General features: G+C 64.3%; 16 protein-coding genes. 6 read left to right on the top strand and 10 right to left on the bottom strand.

The window, feature by feature from the left end:
- Positions 1-50: 50 nt before the first annotated feature.
- Both ACODTW_RS19450 and bfr read right to left on the bottom strand, forming a co-directional pair.
- Entirely contained in the window at positions 51-1,043 is a 993-nt protein-coding gene (locus ACODTW_RS19450; protein WP_488947728.1) for a glycosyltransferase family 2 protein, read from the bottom strand.
- Between the two features lie 106 nt (positions 1,044-1,149).
- Positions 1,150-1,623 carry a bacterioferritin gene (gene bfr / locus ACODTW_RS19455; protein ID WP_488947729.1) on the bottom strand — a complete coding sequence of 158 codons (474 nt, stop codon included), beginning with the start codon at positions 1,621-1,623 and terminating at the stop codon, positions 1,150-1,152.
- A 163-nt stretch (positions 1,624-1,786) separates the two neighbouring features.
- On the opposite strand from bfr, the gene ACODTW_RS19460 reads away from it, so the two are divergent.
- On the top strand, positions 1,787-2,260 hold the full coding sequence (locus tag ACODTW_RS19460) for a MaoC family dehydratase (protein ID WP_488947730.1): 474 nt from the start codon (positions 1,787-1,789) through the stop codon (positions 2,258-2,260).
- A 144-nt stretch (positions 2,261-2,404) separates the two neighbouring features.
- A complete protein-coding gene (locus tag ACODTW_RS19465; protein ID WP_488947731.1) occupies positions 2,405-2,614 on the top strand; it encodes a hypothetical protein in 210 nt (69 codons plus the stop codon).
- A gap of 15 nt (positions 2,615-2,629) precedes the next feature.
- Here ACODTW_RS19465 and ACODTW_RS19470 read toward each other — a convergent pair whose 3' ends face one another.
- On the bottom strand, positions 2,630-3,241 hold the full coding sequence (locus ACODTW_RS19470; RefSeq protein WP_488947732.1) for a DedA family protein: 612 nt from the start codon (positions 3,239-3,241) through the stop codon (positions 2,630-2,632).
- Positions 3,242-3,558: 317 nt separating this feature from the next.
- Here ACODTW_RS19470 and ACODTW_RS19475 point away from each other — a divergent pair, with 317 nt between their 5' ends.
- The gene (locus tag ACODTW_RS19475; RefSeq protein ID WP_488947733.1) at positions 3,559-3,792 is read left to right on the top strand and encodes a hypothetical protein; all 234 of its coding nucleotides are present in this window, start codon (positions 3,559-3,561) and stop codon (positions 3,790-3,792) included.
- A gap of 96 nt (positions 3,793-3,888) precedes the next feature.
- Here ACODTW_RS19475 and ACODTW_RS19480 read toward each other — a convergent pair whose 3' ends face one another.
- On the bottom strand, positions 3,889-4,452 hold the full coding sequence (locus tag ACODTW_RS19480; protein ID WP_488947734.1) for a nucleoside 2-deoxyribosyltransferase: 564 nt from the start codon (positions 4,450-4,452) through the stop codon (positions 3,889-3,891).
- Complete coding sequence (locus ACODTW_RS19485; protein WP_488947735.1) at positions 4,449-6,401, bottom strand: bifunctional 2',3'-cyclic-nucleotide 2'-phosphodiesterase/3'-nucleotidase; 1,953 nt, start codon at positions 6,399-6,401, stop codon at positions 4,449-4,451. Before ACODTW_RS19485 ends, ACODTW_RS19480 begins: the two co-directional genes overlap by 4 nt.
- Positions 6,402-6,677: 276 nt before the next feature.
- On the opposite strand from ACODTW_RS19485, the gene ACODTW_RS19490 reads away from it, so the two are divergent.
- The 3 genes from ACODTW_RS19490 to ACODTW_RS19500 all read left to right on the top strand — a co-directional run bounded on the left by ACODTW_RS19490 (position 6,678) and on the right by ACODTW_RS19500 (position 11,726).
- The gene (locus ACODTW_RS19490) at positions 6,678-9,863 is read left to right on the top strand and encodes a TonB-dependent receptor (protein ID WP_488947736.1); all 3,186 of its coding nucleotides are present in this window, start codon (positions 6,678-6,680) and stop codon (positions 9,861-9,863) included.
- Positions 9,864-10,011: 148 nt separating this feature from the next.
- Positions 10,012-10,353, top strand: coding sequence for a PilZ domain-containing protein (locus ACODTW_RS19495; RefSeq protein ID WP_488947737.1), 342 nt, complete (start codon positions 10,012-10,014; stop codon positions 10,351-10,353).
- A 101-nt stretch (positions 10,354-10,454) separates the two neighbouring features.
- Positions 10,455-11,726 (top strand): MgtC/SapB family protein, encoded by a 1,272-nt coding sequence (locus tag ACODTW_RS19500; protein WP_488947738.1) that lies wholly within the window; start codon positions 10,455-10,457, stop codon positions 11,724-11,726.
- A gap of 126 nt (positions 11,727-11,852) precedes the next feature.
- Here ACODTW_RS19500 and ACODTW_RS19505 read toward each other — a convergent pair whose 3' ends face one another.
- The 5 genes from ACODTW_RS19505 to arsC all read right to left on the bottom strand — a co-directional run bounded on the left by ACODTW_RS19505 (position 11,853) and on the right by arsC (position 18,782).
- Positions 11,853-15,350 (bottom strand): hybrid sensor histidine kinase/response regulator, encoded by a 3,498-nt coding sequence (locus ACODTW_RS19505; RefSeq protein WP_488947739.1) that lies wholly within the window; start codon positions 15,348-15,350, stop codon positions 11,853-11,855.
- Positions 15,351-15,503: 153 nt separating this feature from the next.
- Positions 15,504-16,457 carry a DUF979 domain-containing protein gene (locus ACODTW_RS19510; RefSeq protein WP_488947740.1) on the bottom strand — a complete coding sequence of 318 codons (954 nt, stop codon included), beginning with the start codon at positions 16,455-16,457 and terminating at the stop codon, positions 15,504-15,506.
- Complete coding sequence (locus tag ACODTW_RS19515) at positions 16,454-17,125, bottom strand: DUF969 domain-containing protein (RefSeq protein ID WP_488947741.1); 672 nt, start codon at positions 17,123-17,125, stop codon at positions 16,454-16,456. Before ACODTW_RS19515 ends, ACODTW_RS19510 begins: the two co-directional genes overlap by 4 nt.
- A gap of 92 nt (positions 17,126-17,217) precedes the next feature.
- Complete coding sequence (locus tag ACODTW_RS19520; protein WP_488947742.1) at positions 17,218-18,351, bottom strand: glycosyltransferase; 1,134 nt, start codon at positions 18,349-18,351, stop codon at positions 17,218-17,220.
- Positions 18,348-18,782 carry an arsenate reductase (glutaredoxin) gene (gene arsC / locus ACODTW_RS19525; protein WP_488947743.1) on the bottom strand — a complete coding sequence of 145 codons (435 nt, stop codon included), beginning with the start codon at positions 18,780-18,782 and terminating at the stop codon, positions 18,348-18,350. Before arsC ends, ACODTW_RS19520 begins: the two co-directional genes overlap by 4 nt.
- Positions 18,783-18,787 lie beyond the last annotated feature (5 nt).

Below are 18,787 nucleotides of genomic sequence, written 5' to 3' on the forward strand. Positions count from 1 at the left end.
CCACGACCTTATGCACGTTTCAATCCCGACAGGCAATGCCGCGACACCGCTCAGGACCGTTGCACATCTTCGTACCGGATGTGCTGAAAATTCCACAGAATCCGCCAAAGCATGGGCAGGCGGTCGGCCTGACCGCGCCGCAGCCGGTTCAGCGCCGTCACAGCCAGCCCGGCCAGGATGGTGGGCATGGCATAGGGGAAATGCCGCCAGGTGATGCGCAAGCGGTTGCGTAGATTGTAGAAATCCGCCAGCAGACTGATTTCATGGCGATGCCCGCCCGTGGTGCCGCCTTCCTTGTGCAGCACGATGCTGCCGGGGGCGTAGCCCAGGTCGAAGCGGCCGCGACCGCGCCGGCAATAATCCAGCTCCTCGAAATAAAGGAAGAAGCCCGGATCCATCAGCCCGACCTGTTCCAGCCAGGCGCGGCGGATGAACATGGCGGCCCCCACGATGTAATCCATGGGCTGCCCGGCGAAATCCGCCGCCTCCGCCCGCGGTCGGTTCCAGCCCAGATGATGGCTGAGGCCGGTCCAGCGGCTGTAGCGCGCGCCCCCCGCCGCCTGGATCACATCGGGCCGGTCCGCATAAAGCAGGGTCGAGCCGATGATGCCCTGGTTCGGATGGGCGTCGGCATGGGCCCGCAACGCCGCCAGCGAACCTGGGTCGACCATTGTGTCATTATTCAGGACCCAGACGCTGTCCATGGCCGGGTCCCGCAGGGCCAGCGCCGTGCCGACATTGTTGCCGCCGGCAAAGCCATGATTGCCGGCATTGCGGATCAGATAGATGTCGCTGTCGGGGCTGGTGGCGGCTACGTCCGCTTCGTCAATCACCCGCACCCGGTCGCCGAACCGGTCGCGCAAAGCCGCCTGCAGCCGGTCCAGCGAGTCGTCACCAGACGCGTTGTCGCAGACGGCCAACCGCCAGGGCGTCCCCGTCAGCGTTCGCACACTGTCGATGCAGTCGATCGTGTCGGACGCCCCGCGCCAGTTCAGGATGACGATCCAGGTGAGGGGAGACGAGGCGGAGGCGCAGGTGGTCATGATGGCCGTGCGGAAATGGGAACGGCGCCGGGGATGAGCCGGCGCCGCGACCATAGCAACTTTCCCCCCGGCAGGGGCCAGGGGAATTTTGGCGGTGCCGGAAGGGTTATTCCGGTCCCATCTGCTCCTGCAGGTAATTCTGCAGGCCGACCTTATCGATCAGACCCAGCTGCGTTTCCAGCCAGTCGATATGTTCTTCCGTATCCTCCAGGATGCGGCGGAAAATCTCCTTGGACTGATAGTCGCGCACCGTCTCGCAATACTGCATGGCATCCAGCAGTTCATTGCGATTGCGGGTCTCGATGGCCAGGTCGCCCTGGAAACATTCGGGCACATCCTCCCCGATCCGCAGCTTGTGCAGATCCTGCAGGTTCGGCAGCCCTTCCAGAAACAGCACCCGCTCGATCAGCAGGTCGGCATGCTTCATCTCGCCGATGGATTCGTCATAGACCTTCTTGCCCAGACGCAGAAAGCCCCAGTTCTTCAGCATGCGCGCATGCAGGAAATACTGGTTGATGGCCGTCAACTCGTTGACCAGTATGGTGTTCAGATGACGGATGACGGTGACGTCGCCTTGCATGGAGACCTTCGAACGCTTGGGGCAGGGGGGGGCGGGAGCCGCCTTCTGATTGTCGATAGTGCCACGACCATCCGCCGATGTCTTGTGATAACGTCTTGCAATTGAAGGGAAATGTGATTGATAGCCAGTCGCGTTTCCCACCTCTCGGGAGCTGTTTGGATCCATGACCCGTATCGCGCGCTATCTTGAAGATTACGCCCCCGGCCTGGTGCTGGAATTTGGCGACCGTCTGGTCACGGCGGAGGAAATCGTGGCCTTCGCCCGGGAATATGACCCGCAGCCCTTCCATCTGGATGAGGGGGAGGGGCGCAAGACCCATTTCGGCGGGCTGGTCGCCAGCGGCTGGCAGACGGCGGGTTTCATGATGCGGATGATGGTCGACAATATGCTGTCGCCGGAAACCTCGCTGGGATCGCCCGGCCTGGACGGTCTGCGCTGGCTGAAGCCCGTGCGACCCGGTGATCGCCTGCGGGTGCGGGCCACGATCGAAGAGGTGAAGCGTTCGCGCTCTCGACCTGAAATGGGAACGGTTAAGCAACTGACCGAAGTTATCAATCAGAATGGTGAAGTCGTGATGTCGATGATTTCCATCGGCATGGTTCGGGCGCGTGATAAGGCAGGCGAGCAGACGGGTTAACTCGTTAACCCGCTATCCCTGTTTCGTGAAACACTATCCTTGTGCGCCGCAATACTCTGCCAGGGAAGGTGAACCGCGTTCTACGGTTCCAATCGGTTGGGATTTGTCTTATCCTGTCCCGGTTTCGGTGTAATGGGAGCCATCATGGCGCGCGACGTGATTGATTTTTCACCGGGTGAATGGGTCGAGGAGCTGCAGCCGCCGAAAAGGCGATTCCAGATTATGGCGATCCATGCCAAGCCGGGGATCAAGGCACCGAACGTGGAATTGGCCATTGATGGCAATCCCGTACACCGTATCAGCCTGTCAATTTTCGCCCTGGCCGATATTCATCGTTTCCGCCGGGTCCGCTGACGGTCGTTCCGGACCTCAGCGGTCCGGCCGGCCCTTCACCAGACGCCAAATCATGCGGGTCAGATAGATACCCACGGCCCCGAACACGACGATCTTGGACAGGGGCTCCACATAGATCTCGACCCGCGCATACTGGCTTTCCAGGCCATACCCCGCGGCGGTCAGCACACTGGTCCAGATCAGCGATCCGATCGTCGTCAGCAGCAGGAAGGTGGGCATGGGCATGGCGGCCATGCCCGCGGGGACCGAGATCAGGGTGCGGATGGCCGGGATCAGGCGGCCGATCAGCACGGCCTTCGGCCCGTGATGGGCGAACCAACCAAAGGCTTTTTCGACATCGGGCGGGTCCATGGTCATGATGAAGCCGAATCGTGCCGACAGGGCGACCAGACGGTCATGCCCGAATATCCGGCCGATATAATACCAGGGCAGCCCCCCCAGCACCGATCCCGCCGTTCCGACCAGCACGACGATGACGGGATTCATCTTGCCCTGTGCGGCCAGGAAACCGCCCAGCGGCATGATCAATTCCGAAGGAATGGGTGGAAAGACGTTTTCCAGGAACATCAGCAGCAGAAGGCCAGCATAGCCCATCTGCTCCACGATCCCCAAAAGGCTGTCGAACATCTGTGGATTTCCGTTTTTTGACTGCGCCTGCCTGCGCGTTTGTGCCGACCTGTAGCGCATCAGCCCCCAACGCGCCATGACAAAGCCGGGCTCTGTTTCTGTCCGATAGGTTAATGTCGACGCATGCATTCCAAGTCGGCCTAATCCAGATGGTCTATTCCTTAGGGGCAAATTTCAGTTATCATGTGCATATTGAGGTTCAACGACCGAAAAGGCCCGCCAGCCCAAGAAGGAACTGGCATGGATGCCGTCGGTTCGGGTAGGAAACCTTCGTTGGTCCGGTTTCGTTTGGAAACGGACCAGACAGGAGAGTGGCGATGGTATTGTCCAGGCGTACGGCGGAGCCCCCCCGGCCGGGTGAATGGCTGGAAGAGCTGAAGCTGCCGCGGCGGCGTCTGCTGGTGCATGCTGTGCATCAGCATGCGGCGCGTCCGGTCCATGTCGAATTTCTGGTGGATGGGCGCAGCAGCGACCGTCTGTCGTTGGCGCTGGAGGTTGTGCTGGACGCCACGCGCTTCCGCCGCCTTGGCGTCAGCCAGCACGCGGCCTGACCATCGGATCAGGATATCAGGCGCCGCCACCGGCCTTTCAGGCCGGTGGCGGCGTTTTGACTCCGTCTTGCAGGCTGGCATCTGTCCATGGCCCGTTCAGGGCCGCTTCACATCCGCCCCGTCATCAGGCAGGCCGAACCAGCGGGCGGCGGCCCGCGCCGCCTCCGTGAAGCTGGGGCTGACAGGGCCGGTGGCCGGGTCGACCAGCATCAGGTTCACCGGCAGGCCGAACTCTTCGACCTCCATCTGGTCGGCATCGCGCCAGACGCGCCCGTCATGCGCCAGATATTGCCGGGCCTGGGTCCGCTGCAACAGCGGCCTGATATCACCCGACCAGGGGAAGACCGGCTTTCCCAGCGCCGTGGCGAAACCCATCTCATAGGCCGTGCCGTCATCGACGGACGGTCCCCGGAACGGCATGCAGTTGGCGATGACACCATCGGCCGCGCGGATCAGATCCAGGTTCGCCGCGCGGATGCGGGCGGCAAAGGCGGTGCCGCTTTCGCTGTCGGCCGGGACCAGCGCGTTGTCGGTTGGAAACACGCCTTCCAGGCCCAGTTCCTCGCAGATGGACTTCATCGACGCGGCGGCGGCCATCGGGTCGGGCAGGAACACGTCCGGCCCGGCCAGATAAAGGCGGGGGGTGCCGCCCGCGCTCACTTCACCGCCCCCAGCCTGGTCGGGTCGATCTTGAAGATGGCAAAGCCGTCCTTGCCCGGACCCTGGTAGGACAGGGCCGGCTGTTCGGCCAGCAGTTCCTGGGCGATGGGCGAGCTTTCATAGATCAGATTGACGCTGGCCGGCATGGGGGCCAGACGGAAGCTGCCATCGGTGGACGGTTCGATCACACCCTTGGACCGCACATAATCAATGATGGCCGACTGCACGGTGTCGGGCGACTGGTAGATGACGGACTTGCCGTCCAGCCCCGGGAATTCGCCACCGCCATTGGCGCGGTAATTATTGGTGACGACGACGAACATCTGCTTGTCATCAATCGGCTTGCCCTGGAAGGTCAGGTCCTTGATGCGGTGGGCATTCTCGTTCACCAGCTTGCCGTCGCGGCCGAACCGCTCTGGCTGGGTGACGTCGATCGTGTAATTGACTCCGTCGATGATGTCGAACACGTAAGACGGCACCTTCTGGTTCACCAGCGCCTGCGGCTCCGTGCTTTTCGGATTGATGACAGCCAGCGCGCGGGAGGCCATTTCCAGCCAGTCGCGCACCTGCGCGCCGGTCAGTTTCACGGCCGCGATCTGGTTGGGATAGAGATAGAGGTCAGCGACATTGCGGATCGACATCTCGCCCGCCGGGATGTCGGTGTAGAAGCCGACGCCGGGACGCCCGCCCGACTTGAACGGTGCGGCGGCCGACAGGATCGGCAGACTGGCATGTTCAGTCCCGGCCAGGGCCTTGGCCACATAATCGCGCTGGGCCTTGGCCACCAGTTCCACGCCGGCGCTGTCGCCCAGGAAGGAGAAGTAAGTGTGGATGCGACCCGTGGTGCGGCCGACGGCGCGCCGGACATAGGCTAGCGTCCCCTCGTGCGAGGGGCTCAGCAGCGCCTTGATCTCCGGGTCGGGCTCGGTTGCGACGGTGCGGCCGTCCTGCCTGTCCTGGATCGGCTTCAGGGCGCCCGTGCCGCCCAGCACAGTCCAGCCCTTGCCCTTGCTTTCCAGCGACAGGGTGATGACGCCCAGATGACTGCCGTAATATCCGGCCATCACCACGGGCTTGCCATTCACGGTGCCCTGCTTCAGGTCGGCCTTGGGCAGACCGTCATAGTCCTTGCTGGGGAACAGGCGGTGGCTGTGGCCGGTCACCACGGCATCGACACCGGGGATTTCCGTCAGATAGTTGGCGGCGTTCTCCTCCCCGCCCTCCCGGTTCAGGAAGGTCAGACCGGTATGGGCGACGATGATGATGATGTCGGCGCCCTTCTTCTTCATTTCCGGCACATGGATCTTCGCCATGTCGACCATGTCGCGCGTGGTGACGCGGCCTTCCAGCTTGTCCTTGTCCCAGATCATGATTTGGGGCGGCAGCAGACCCAGCAGGCCGATCTTGATCGGGTGCTTCTTGCCCTGCGCATCCACGACCTGCCGGTCCAGGATGGCATAGGGCTGGAACATCATCTGCTCGCTGCCGGCCTTGAACACATTGCCCGACAGGACGGGGAACTTGGCCGTGGAATAGACACTTTGCAGGGTCTCCAGGCCGTAATTGAATTCGTGGTTGCCAAGGGCCGCCGCGTCATAGCCCAGCAGGTTCATCACGGCGATGGCCGGGTGGGCGGCCTGGTCCGGCTTCACGCCACGTTCACGCACCACCCACTCGCCCATCGGCGTGCCCTGGATCAGGTCGCCATTGTCCACCAGGATCGTGTTGGGATTGGCCTGCCGCGCCGCCCGGATCAGCGGCGCCACCCGGACCAGGCCGACACCCGCATCCGTCTTGTCCGCGTAATAATCATAGTCTTCCAAATACATATGCAGGTCGGTGGTCGACAGGACCTGCAGTTCGACCTTTTCCTGGGCGGCGGACAGCCCGGCCGTGCCCAGGAAAAGGGCCCCGGCCAGAATCAGACCGATGCGGATTTGACGAATCACGGTGCACACTCCATGCGAACAGGAACCCAGGCCACAGTGCGACGCAGCAATGAATGTCATTTGCGAATGGGAACGGTAGCCCATCATTCCCCGACCGGCGCGCTGCATCGCAAAACTGTGGCGGTAATGATACGCTGATCAAGATATAGCCGTTCGGAGCGTTCCAGTCATAGCTCGACAGGTGCCTGTCACATAACTGTAATTTATTCGTTGCAGAAGCGTCACGGGCATCTGTTGTTGTCCGCGCAATCCGGTCCGGCTTATTGGGGGCTCTTAATGACCATCGAGAATAAGAAGGCGGCGGCCGTGCTGCGCCGTCACCTGTCTGTTTTGAAATTCGGCGCTGGTGTCGCCGCTCTGGCTGTTGCATCCGCCTGGACGGTGCCGGCCATTGCGCAGCAGACCACCTCGTCCATGACCGGTGAAATCCTGACCGCTGCCGGCACGCCGGCTGCCGGTGCGCAGGTGGTGATCGTTCATGCCCCGTCCGGCACCCGTTCGGTCACGACGGTGAACGACCAGGGGCGCTTCCAGGCCGGTGGCCTGCGCGTCGGCGGCCCCTATACCGTTACCATCACGGCACCGGGCGCGCAGCCGCAGATCCTGGAAGGCATCTTCGTCGCTCTGGGCGAGCCGTACAGCCTCGACCTGATGCTGGGCGAAAAGATCGAAGAGATCGTCGTCTCCGGTGAGCGTATCGCCGCCAAGACCGTCGGCGTCGGCACCAATTACGGCGAGAAGCAGATCGCCAATGCGCCGTCGATCAGCCGCGACCTGAAGGACATCGTCCGCAACGACCCGAAGGTCTTCATCGACGTCACCAATTCCAACGCCATCCAGATCGCTGGTACCAACGGGCGGTTTAACAGCCTGACCATCGATGGCGTGAAGCAGAACGACGATTTCGGCCTGAACAATGGTGGCTATCCGACCCAGCGCTCGCCGCTGTCGATCGAAGCCGTTGACGGCCTGTCCGTGCTGACCGCGCCTTATGATGTCGAATATTCCGGCTTCCAGGGCGGCACGATCAACGTTGTGACCAAGTCCGGTTCCAACGATCCGCACGGCTCCTTCTACTATTTCTATGGCGACGAGAGCCTGTCGGGCGACAAGAGCAAGGACCGCAGCGGTCTGATCAGCCCGTACAAGGAGACCACCTGGGGTGGCTCGCTGGGCGGCGCCCTGATCCAGGACAAGCTGTTCTTCTATGTGAACTATGAGAAGTACACCAACAAGGCGCCGGTGATTTTCGGCACCTCCGACAGCGGTCTGGGCAATCCGATCACGGGCGTCACCTCGGCCCAGGTCGAGCAGATCCGCAACATCGCCAAGACCGTCTATGGTTACGATACGCTGGGTCTGGCTTCGGGCAACCTGCCGGAAGCCGACGAGAAGATCCTGACCAAGCTGGACTGGAACATCAACGACAGCCACCGCGCGTCGTTCGCCTATCAGCGCAACGAGGGCAACAACGTCGTCGACGCGTCGTCGAGCCAGAGCAATCGCACGCTCTCGCTGATGTCGAACTTCTATGACCGCACCCAGATCATGAACAGCTACTCGTTCCAGCTGTTCTCCGACTGGACCTCGGACTTCTCCACCGAAGTGAAGCTGGCCCGCAAGGACGTGGAATCGCTGCGCGATCCGCTGAACGGCCTTGGTTTCGGTGAAATGCGCATTGCCACCGGCGGCGGCGGTACCGTTGTCATCGGCCCGGATATCTCCTCGCATTCCAACTACCTGACCACGACCACCGACAGCGCCAAGGTCAAGGGCACGTATCTGCTGGGCGATCACAAGATCGTGGGCGGTTACGAGTACGACAAGTACGACTATTACAATCTGTTCCTGCAGCGCAGCCTGGGTTACTGGGAATTCACCTCGATCCAGAATTTCCAGAACCGCGTTGCCTCGCGCTTCCGCTATGCCAACGCCCCGTCGGGCTCTGCGGATGATGCGGCCGCCGATTGGGCGTACACGCAGCACTCCTTCTATCTGCAGGACACCTGGGACATCACCCCGGAACTGCAGCTGCAGGGTGGCGTTCGCTATGAACTGTTCAAGACGAACGACACGCCGCTGCTGAACCAGAATTTCGTGTCCCGTTACGGCTTCAACAACAATGAGACGCTGGACGGCCGTGATCTGTGGCTGCCGCGCTTCGGTCTGACCTACGAGCCGTTCGACGGTACGACGGTTCGCGCCGGCGCCGGCCTGTTCTCTGCCATCGGCCCCGCCGTGTGGCTGTCGAACAACTACAGCAACGATGGCATCACGCAGCGTTCGATCAACATCACCTCCGGTGCGGAGCTGACCAACGTCTCCGGCCAGGTGCCGTCGTCGGCGGTCACGCGCCTGCAGGCCGTGGGTGAGGGTTTCGTCAACGCGCTGGATCCGAATTTCAAGATCCCGTCCTCGTGGAAATACTCGATCTCGGTGGACCAGGAAGTCGATATCCCGGGTCTGGGTGACGACTGGCTGTTCACCGCCGAGGCCATCTATACCCAGGTCAAGGATGCCGCCTTCTACAAGGACGTGCGTCTGAAGCAGGTCGGCACCGCTCCCGATGGCCGCCCGATCTGGGGTCAGGCGACCCCGGCGACCGACCGCCGCGGCACGGGTTCGGACCTGGTCCTGACCAACACGGGCGCCGGCGACAGCTGGGTCATGTCCTTGTATGTCAGCAAGTCCTACCAGACGGACTTCGGCGATATCGACTTTGGTGGCGGCTATGCCTATCAGGACGTGACGGATATTGGTCCGGGCACCAGCTCGGTCGCCAGCTCCAACTACGAGCAGTACACGCTGTCTGACCTGCTGAATGAGGACGCTTCGACCTCGATCTACGAGACGAAGCATCGCTTCACGGCCAACTCCACCTACTCGATCGAGTATATGGATGGCTTCAAGACCTCGTTCAGCCTGTTCGGCCAGGCCTATTCCGGTAAGCCCTACAGCTACGTGTTCACCTGCTCCTCCAGCGTCAATCCGTTTGGCGATCCGGCCTGCGTCAACAACCGCAGCCGTCAGCTGATGTATGTGCCGACCGGCGCCACCGACCCGCTGGTCGATTGGGCCAGCTCGACGGTTACGGCGGCTCAGATGGACGACTACATCGCCCGCAACGGCCTGGACAAGTACAAGGGCGGGATTGTTCCGCGCAACTCGGCCAACAGCTCCTGGACCTATCAGGTCGATGCCAAGCTGGCGCAGGAAATCCCGGCACCGATCGAAGGTCACAAGGCCGTCGTCACGCTGGACATCCTGAACCTGACCAACCTTCTGAACAAGGATTGGGGCCGTCAGCAGCAGGTGTCGTTCTTCCACGCCAACCGCGCGGTCCAGGCGCGGATCGTGAATGGCAAGTATGTTTTCACCGCGCCGCTGACCGATCCGCAGCAGACGATCGCGACCCGCGACAGCGTCTGGAAGATCCAGCTGGGTCTGAAGTACCAGTTCTGATCCCGGACAGTCCGCGGACAGAGAAAGGGGCGGCCATTCGGTCGCCCCTTTTTCATTTCGCAACGTTGCAATACGCATCAGGCCGACGCCCCATCCTATTTCCAATGGGGAGTGTCGGGTCGGGCAGCATTTTGATAAAATTTAAATCATGATTGCCCTGTCCAACACCCCCGCCGAACGCCGCGTGCATCCGCGCAACCCGACCGAGCCGATCTATCTGCTGGTAGCCGGGCGCCCGGCCCGTCTTCTGGACTGGTCCTTTGGCGGCATGCGCATCGGGCCCGAAGATGGTGCGGACGGATTCAGCGTCGGCCAGCGGGTTGATGTCACCGTCCTGCGGCCGGATGGCCGGACATGGGCCCGGATACCGGTGATCATCCGCCATATCGACCAGTTGCCACGCGTGGCCCTGGGGGTCATGCTGACCGACCGTCTGGCGGCTTTCCCGCTTCTGCTGGAACTGTTCAACCATTCCCTGGCACGGGCCTGAAGGGCGAGACGCCCCCGTCACCGTTCTGTCATATCGGACTTGTGCGCCAACCCGGCGGCGGCGCATGCTGAGCGCTTCCGGGTGAGAGAGAGCGGCGCATTGTGAGCGACTTGGAAATTCTGCGACGGCTGGCCGTGGCGCTGGCCATCGGCCTGCTGGTGGGGTTGGAACGGGGCTGGCGCCTGCGGGAAGTGGCCGATGGCCAACGGGCCGCCGGCCTGCGCACCTTCGCCCTGGTCGGGCTGCTGGGCGGGATCGCCGGGGCCTTGTCCCAATCGCTGAACAATCTTCTGTTCCTGGGCCTGTCCTTTCTTGGCTTCGCCGGCACCTTTTCCGCCTTCCATCTGCTGGAGTCGAAGGAGGAGGGAAAGAATTCCGTTACCGGCGTCGTATCGGGCCTGCTGGTCTTTCTGCTGGGCGCCTATGCCGTGATTGGCGAGGAACGGGTGGCGGTGGCCACCGGCGTGGCGGCCACTCTGTTGTTGGCCCTGCGCGATCCCCTGCATGATTGGCTGAAGCGCCTGCAATGGGTGGAGATCCGGGCCGTCCTGATCCTGGCGACCATGAGCTTCCTGGCCCTGCCCATCCTGCCCAACCGCACCATCGACCCCTGGGACACCCTGAACCCCGCGGAAATCTGGGTGCTGGCCATCCTGATCGCCGCCATTTCCTTTGGCGGTTATGTGGCCGTGCGGGTGCTGGGGGAGAAGCGCGGCATCATCGTGGCCGCCGTGGCCGGTGGTCTGGCTTCCTCCACGGCTACCACGCTGACCCTGTCGCGAGTGGCCAAGGAACAGCCGACGGCGGCCCCGCTGCTGGCGGCAGGCATCCTGCTGGCCGGCATGGTCAGCGTGGCGCGTGTCATGCTGATCGCGCTGGTCCTGAACCGGGCCCTGCTGGTGCCTCTGGCGTCGGCGGCGGGTGTGGCGCTGCTGGTCATGGGGGCCGCCTCCCTGTTCCTGCTTCACCGTGAGGGGCGGGCCAAGCGCGAGGGCACCAGCCCGGCCCTGACATTGAGCAACCCGCTGGAACTGGGCATGGCGCTGAAGCTGGCTGCCTTCATTGCCGTTGTTCTGGTGGGTGCGGAACTGATCCAGCGCTTCGTCGGCAATGCCGGTCTGCTGCTGGCCGCGGCGGCGGCGGGCATCGCCGATGTCGACGCCATCACCGTCGCCATGGCGCGGGTGGGGGAGAAACCTGACAATCTGCTGCTGGCGGCGACCGCGATTCTGCTGGCGGTGGGCGTCAATATGGTCGCCAAGACCGCCATGGCCGGCAGCATCGGGGGCCGTCGGATGGGCTGGCTGGTCGGTGGACCCAGTGTGCTGGCCGTGGTCGGGGCCTTGCTGGTTGTCCTGGTGGGCTTCCGCTGATGTCGTGGCCTCATGCCCTCAATCGCCGGCGCCTGCATCCGTAGGCCTGGCTACGCCGCACGCGCGGTGCTCCGGCAGTCGCCGCCTTATCAGGTTGCGATAAGTTCTACCCATCGCAACCTGGTATCAGGCCACAAGGTTGCGCCTTCTCTCCGCCAGCATATGGGACAGCAACGCGCGCAGGGCGCCGGGGCGCACCGGCTTGTAGATGATGCGGCAGCCAGCGGCGGCCACATCCTCCTTCACCGCCTCCGTGCGGTCGGCGGTGACGACAGCGGCGGGCAGGTCGGCACCGAACCTGGCGCGGATCAGCGCCAGTGCGTCCAGTCCCCGCATGCCGTGATCCAGGTGATAGTCGGTCAGCACCACGTCGGGAACGCGGTCGCCGATGGCGGCAAGTGCTGCGGCCCCGGTCTGCCCCCACACGACCTCGCACGACCAGCCCGACAGCAGGGCGATGGTGGCGTCCGCGATGGCCGGCTCATTCTCCACACACAGCACCAGCGTGCCTTCCAGCCCCGTGACCGTGGCGCCGACGGTCGGACGCTGCGGATCGGCGGCGCGGGTGGACAGCGGCACCTCCACCGCGAAGCAGCTGCCCCGGCCCACCTCGGACCGCAGGCTGATGCGGTGGCCCAGGATGGCGGCGAACCGTTCCACGATGGACAGTCCCAGTCCCAGCCCCTTGTCCCGGTCGCCAGGCCCGTTACCCAATTGCCGGAATTCCTGGAAAATCTCCCGCTGCTTCTCCTCCGGAATGCCGGGGCCGGTATCCCATACCTCCACCCGGATGGCCCCGGCCATGCGGCGGCAGCCAACCAGGATGCGGCCGCGCGGGGTATAGCGCAGGGCATTGGCCAGCAGGTTCTGCACAATGCGGCGCAGCAGGACCGCATCGGTATCGACCGTGGCCCGGCTGGGCACCCAGCGCAGGCGCAGACCATGACGCTGTGCCACCACGGCCAGTTCATCGGTCAGCGGGCGCAGCACATCATCGATGGCGACCGCCGTGCGGTTGGGCTTCACCACGCCCGTATCCAGCTTGGTGATATCCAGCAGGTCGCCCAGCAGCTGTTCCACGGAGCGCAGGGCGGCGTCGGCCTGGGTGACCAGGATGTCGGGGCCGCGGTCCAGTGCTGCCGAGATGAACAGCCGTGCCGCGTGCAGCGGCTGCAGCAGGTCGTGGCTGACTGCGGCCAGCAGGCGGGTCTTGGCCTGGTTGGCGCGGTCGGCCTCTGACTTGGCGGCGGCCAGATCCACCGTGCGCTCCGCGATGCCGCGTTCCAGCCCTTCATTGGCAGCGCGCAGGGCCTCCGCGGCGCGGTGACGCTCGGTGACGTCGGTATAGACCGCCACGAACCCGCCATCGGGCAGGGGGTTGGAGGTGATCTCCAGCACCGATCCATCGGGGCGCACCCGGTGGAAACTGTCGGGCAGATCGCGGCGGCGCGGGTCCAGCCGGCGGGCGAACAGGGTTTCCACCTCCCCCTCCTCGCCGAATTCGCCGCGGCTTTGCAGATAGGCCACCAGATCGCCCATGGGCGTGCCCACCTTGATCAGCCCGTCGGTGACATCCAGCATCTCCAGAAAGCGGCGATTCCACAGGCGCAGGCGGAAATCCTTGTCGACGGCACAGATGCCCTTGCCGACATTTTCCAGGGTGGAGCGCAGCAATACATGCTGATCCAGGATGGCGCGCGAGGCCTCGTCGATGATGGACCGCGCGTCGGATCGCGACAGACGGCGGTCGGACAGCAGACTGGCCACGACCACACGGGCCGATGCCGACCCGATGGCACCCGCCAGCAGCCATTCGGTGGCCTGCACCGCCTCCTGGTCGATCCGTTCCTGCAGCCCGGCCTCGAAATTCTCCGCGTCGGGGGCGCGGGTGGCGACCAGTTCCCGGAACATGGCGTCGGCCCGGGCCTTGCCGACATAGCGGGCGGCCAGTTCATGCAGATCGGCCAAGCTGGCCCCGCGTGCCGGCCCCGTGCCGTCGTGGGCGTCATGGCGCATCGACACGAAGCGCCGGGCCTGCTGTTTCTCCAGCGCCGACTGACCCGTGATACCCGACACCAGCACCATCATGAACAGGTTCAGGATCAGGCTGGTCAGGGCGCCATGGGCCAGCGTCTCCAGATCATGGATACCGCCCAGGCCCGTTGGCGCCAGCCAGTTCTGGCCGAACAACCCCTGGTCCATCATGTCGCCGGGCACCAGACCCGCCGCGGCGAAGGAGGGCAGCAGCACCGTATAGCCCCAGGCGATGAAGCCCGTGATCAGGCCGCTGATGGCGCCGGCCTTGGTGATACGCCGGAAGAACAGGCCCATCAGCAGGGCGGGTGCGAACTGCGCCACGCCCGCGAAGGAGACGGTGCCGATGGTGGCCAGCGGAAAGGTCGTCCCGATCAGCAGGTAATAGAGGTAGGCCAGCCCCAGCAGGGCGACGACGGCCAGACGCCGCACGGTCAGCAGCATCGGCTTTGGATCATTCTGCCAGCGGCGCATGGCCGGCTTCCAGGTCATCAGCACGGGCACGATCAGGTCGTTGCAGACCATGGTGGACAGGGCAACGGCGCCGACAATGATCATACTGGTCGCTGCCGACAGCCCGCCGATGAAGGCCAGCACCGCCATCCAGTCATGGCCCAGGCGCAGCGGCACGGTCACCAGGAACGTGTCCGCGTTGATGCTGCCGTCCGGGAACATCATCAGCCCGGCCAGCGCCACCGGCAGCACGAAGATATTGATGGCCACCAGATAAAGCGGGAACAGCCAGCTGGCCGTGCGGATGTCGCTGACATGGGTGTTTTCCACCACCGTTACATGGAACTGACGCGGCAGGCAGAGAATGGCCAGCGCCGACAGCAGCACCATGGCCCACCAGCGGAAACCCAGATGCGGGTCCAGCAGCGGCGCCAGATCGGGAAGCGCCATGGCCCGGTCAAAGATGCCGGCCGGCCCGCCGGCCACCGCAAAGGTGATGCCGGCCCCCACGAACAGGGCCGCTGCCAGCTTCACCATGCTTTCCGAAGAGATTGCCATCATCAGTCCGCGATGATGTTCATTGGCGTGGATGTTGCGTACGCCGAACAGGATGGCGAACAGGGCCATGGCGCAGGTGATCAGAAAGGTCGTTTCGCCCGGGATGTCCATCACCTGGTTGGCGAAGGGGTCGCCGGCCAGTGCCTCCAGGCTGATGGTGATGGCCTTCAGCTGCAGGGCGAAATAGGGCAGCACCACGGTCACGGCCATCACGGTGATGATGGCGGCCAGCATCCGGCTTTTCCCATAACGGGCGGAAATGAAGTCGGAGATGGAGACCGTGTTCTCTGCCTTGGCCACGCGGACCATCTTGACCAGCACCGGGCTGCCCAGGGCGAACAGCAGGATGGGGCCGACATAGATGGACAGAAAGTCCCAGCCGCTGGCCGCGGCCCGCCCGATGGCGCCGTAAAAGGTCCAGGAGGTGCAATAGACGGCCAGGGACATGGCGTAGAGCAGGGGGGCCCGGCGTTCCTGCACCTCCGGCTGGCGGGCGGCATAGCGGTCGCCCCACCAGGCGATGGCGAACAATGTCGCCAGGTAACCCAGCGCCAAACCCAGAACCGGCCAGCTCGACATGCCGTCCCCATCACAGCTTTAGTTTAATGCCATTCTGCCGAAAGCTTGCCCTTCGGCGGAATGGAGACCGGCGATGGCCGGCCCGGCGCTCGTGCGCCGCAAGCCAACGCATGTTGGCAAGCGGCGCTTAAGGGAACACGAATAGTTTTAATCCTACGCCCGGAAGGCCAGGAAATACATCAACGCCATGTTGATCAGCAGCAGCGGCAGGGCGGTGGGGATCTGCGCCTTGATGACGGCATTGCGATCGGGCAGCTCCAGCAGCACGGCCGGCACGATGTTGAAGTTGGCCGCCATCGGCGTCATCAACGTACCGCAGAAACCCGACAGCATGCCGATGGCCCCCATGACGGCGGGGTCGCCCCCGAATTTGCCCACGATCAGGGGCAGGCCTACGGCCGCCGTCATCACCGGAAAGGCCGCAAAGGCATTGCCCATGATGATGGTGAACAAGGCCATGCCCAGGCAATAGGCCAGCGTCGCGGACAGCGGCCCGTTCAGCGGCAGCCATTCCCCGATCAATGTGCCGACAGCCTGCCCCACCCCGCCCAGCGCGAACACCGCCCCCAGAGAGGCCAGCATCTGCGGCAGGATGGCGGCCCAGCCAACGGCGTCCAGCAGGCGGCGACCTTCCTGCATGGGGGCCGACGCCCCCGGCCGCAGCCAGGCCAGACACAGGCCCAGCGCCAGGATGACACCCAGGGTCAGGGAAACCAGCGTGGCATGCTTGCTTTCCACCAGGGCTTCGCCGCCGATGGTCAGATGCTTGAACAGCAGCGTGCCGACCAGCACCGTGGCCGGGATCAGCAGGGCGGGGATCAGCAGCTTTGCCCCGCGCCTTGCCGCGCGTGCCCGCCGTTCCTCCACGCTGGTGGTACGCGCGGTTCCCTTGCCCAGGCCGATGGCACCGACAGTCACCAGACCCAGGACCAGCAGACCATTGCCAAAATCACCCAGATGGTCGCCGGCCAGGAAGGAGGTGGCCAACCCGCCCCAGAACAGGAAGTTCAGCCAGCGGCGCGGATTGCTCCGGTCCAGAATGCCGAAGATGGCGCAGCCAGCGAAGAACAGCCCGCCGACAATATAGATTTCCCCCAGCCCGATCATGCCGCCGTCCCCTTCATGCCCAGGCGGCGGTCCAGCAGGCGCAGGCGCGTCGCATGGATGGCCAGCGCCGCAACGGCCGACGGGATGGCCCAGACCGACAATTGCAGCGGTTCCACCGATACGCCGTTCTGTTCCAGGAAACCCTTGATCAGCAGGATGGAGGCGATGGCCAGGAAGATGTCCTCCCCGAAGAACAGGGCGATATTGTCGACCGCCGCACTGTGGGCGCGGACCAGATGGCGGGTGGCGTCGTCCAGGGGGCCGGTGCGGCTTTCGGTTGCCGCTTCCGCCATGGGCGCCAGCAGGGGGCGCACCGTCTGGGCATGACCGCCGACAGAGGTCAGGCCAACGGCCGCCAGCGCCTGCCGCACCACGAAATAGCCCAGCAGCAGCCGGCCGGGTGTGGCTGCCTTCACCCGCGTGATCAGGCCGCGCGCCAGTTCCTGCAGCCCTTCGCGTTCCAGCAGGCCGATGACCGGCAGCACGATCCAGACGATGCTGACATAGCGATTGTCATTGAAGGCCTTGCCCAACGCGGCGATCAGGGCCACCGGGGTCATGCCCGCGGCCAATCCCGTGGTGAAGGCCGCGGCCGCGATCACCGCCAAGGGGTTTATGCGGGCGACGAAGCCCAGGACGACCACGCCCACACCCAACAGCACCCACATGGTTTTTCCTTAAGTCCTGTCCCTCTGCCCGCCAGGGTGCCTTTGCGCGGGGGATTTTTCCAGGCCCATGTCGGGGCCGCTCCGATGACGGTTCAGTTCATGCGGCCGCATTCCAGAATCTCGGTCAGGCGTCTGGCAAAGCGGTCCGGGGTATATTCCGCCTCGTACCGGCTGCGGGCGGCGCGCCGGGCCGCCGCCAACCGGTCCGGATGGGCAGCGAGGTGCAGAATCCGCTCCGCCAGCCGGGCGGCGACCGCGTCCGTGCCGCCATCGGTGGCAATGACCAGATCCGCCAGTTCCGGTCCCATGATCTCTGCAATGCCGCCTGTGTCCCCGGCGACGGGGGCGGCACCCGCGGCCATCGCCTCCAGCAGCACCAGGGGGGCCAAATCATATCGGCTGGGATAGGCGAAGATGTCGGTACGGGCCAGCACCGACATCTTGTCAGGACCATATAACCCCCCGGTCAAGGTCAGGCAGTCTTCGAGACCGGCCGCGTCGATCAGGGCCTGTGCCTCCATCAGGGTCATTTCCACCGTGGCCGGGCCCACCAGGGTGGCGGAAAAGGCCAGCCCCCGTGCCTTCAGCGTTGCCAAGGCCCTGATGAATTCCGGCACGCCCTTGCGCGGATCCAGGTTGGCGACCATGGTAATCCGCAGCGGCCCCGAACCCCGCACGGGGAGCGGGGCGCCCGGATTGGGAACCGCGTTCCACAAGGGCCAGACGCGGCTGAAATGGCTAGGGACCGACCGGGCCGTGGCGGCTGTGGCCCCGGTGATGGCGATCAGTTCCGTGTCGCGCAGGCACCAGCGCAGCAGCCGGTTGACCAATGTGGCGCCGGCCATGATCTCAGCCAGCCCGTCACTATGCACATGCACCAGACAGCGCGACGCGACATGGCGGGCGACGGCGATGACCAGGAGGTCGCGGAACCGTGCCACACCGATCGGCGTCAGGCTGGCATAGGCGATGGCGGCCGGGCCCCGCGTCACGCGGGAGATAAGCAGGCCGACGCAAAGAAGACCGACCGTCAGCAATTTGCGGATGCGGCGCTTGCCCAGATCGCTCAGTGCGTTGGCCTTGCCGACGTCCCGGATATCCACACTGAACCGGTCCGCCTGTCCGCGCAGCACGCTCAGGAACAGGTCGCCGATGACGGCGTTTCCGTGAATGGGCGGCGGCAGCAGGGCCAGGAACAGGACCCTGGCGGGAGAGCCCTCTGTCATTGCCCGGGCTTCACCCGATTCCCATCCCCATCCACCACCTTCTCCCCGTCTTCCTTGGCAAAGGCGCCCCTCTGGGCATCGGGCAGAATGTCCAGGACCAATTCCGAAGGGCGGCATAGGCGCACGCCGAGCGGTGTTTCCACGAGGGGACGGTTGATCAGGATCGGATGAGCCAGCATGGCATCAATCAAGGCGTCATCGCTCAGCGCCGGATCATCCAGGCCCAGTTCGGCATAGATTGACTGTTTCTGGCGGATCACCTCGCGCACGGGCAGGCCGGTGGCCGCGATCAGGCGGACCAGGGTGGCGCGATCGGGCGGGCTCTTCAGATATTCCACGACCGTCGGCTCAACCCCGCTGTTACGGATCATGGCCAGCGTGTTGCGCGACGTGCCGCAGGCGGGGTTGTGGTAGATGGTGATGCCGGACATCAAGG

The organism is Niveispirillum sp. FG148, assembly GCF_057809655.1.